General features: G+C 47.1%; 1 protein-coding gene. It reads left to right on the top strand.

Annotation, left to right across the window (positions count from 1 at the left end; genetic code table 11):
* Nucleotides 1-55 precede the first annotated feature (55 nt).
* Nucleotides 56-764, top strand: a 709-nt coding sequence (locus A3729_RS04910) for a dynamin family protein (RefSeq protein WP_197475570.1), incomplete at its 3' end; no start/stop codon positions are given.

The following is a 764-nucleotide window of genomic DNA, read 5'->3' on the forward strand; positions in this document are numbered from 1 at the left end:
TTTTAATGGCTCGCCTGGAATGATTGCTTTTAAGCACGTTAAGTGGTGACTTTGCATGTCTATAAACGACTTATCACAACAGGTTGATGCCTTCCATGATTGGAAGCGGCAGCTGAGTAGCTCCGTTGAGCGCTACAAACAGTGGTTGGTCGATGCTGGCTTGTATAGTAACGAACTCGATGCTCGCTTACAGCGTGGTTTAGGGCTTTTACACGATGAGTTACTAACGGTAGCCCTGGTTGGGGAATATTCCCGAGGTAAAACAGAACTGATCAACGCCTTGGTATTCTCAAGCTTTGGCCAGAGAATGTTACCGTCCCAGGCGGGTCGTACGACCATGTGCCCGACTGAAATTTTCTACGATCAACACCAGAAAAAAAACTACCTCAAGCTATTACCGATCGACTCCCGATCACAAAACCAGACCATTAGCGAATTAAAAAAGAGCGACCATGAGTGGCGTTATTTTCCCATTGATCCTCGTAATCAAGAGTCGATGGCTGAAACACTCAGGCAAATCGCTGAAACACGAGTGGTTTCTTTTGCCCAGGCGCGTGAACTAGGCTTTGATGAAGGCTCGCTGGAACGCGCCAAGAATTCAGATAAGGTCTTAATACCGGCGTGGCGCCATGCTTTATTGAGCCTTGATAGCCCGATCTTACGCAAAGGTTTATGTATCCTGGATACGCCAGGTTTAAACGCCTTAGGCTCAGAGCCCGAACTCACCATTAGCATGATTCCTAATGCCGAGGCTGTTATCTTTA

The sequence above is a fragment of the Oleiphilus sp. HI0043 genome (genome assembly GCF_001634935.1).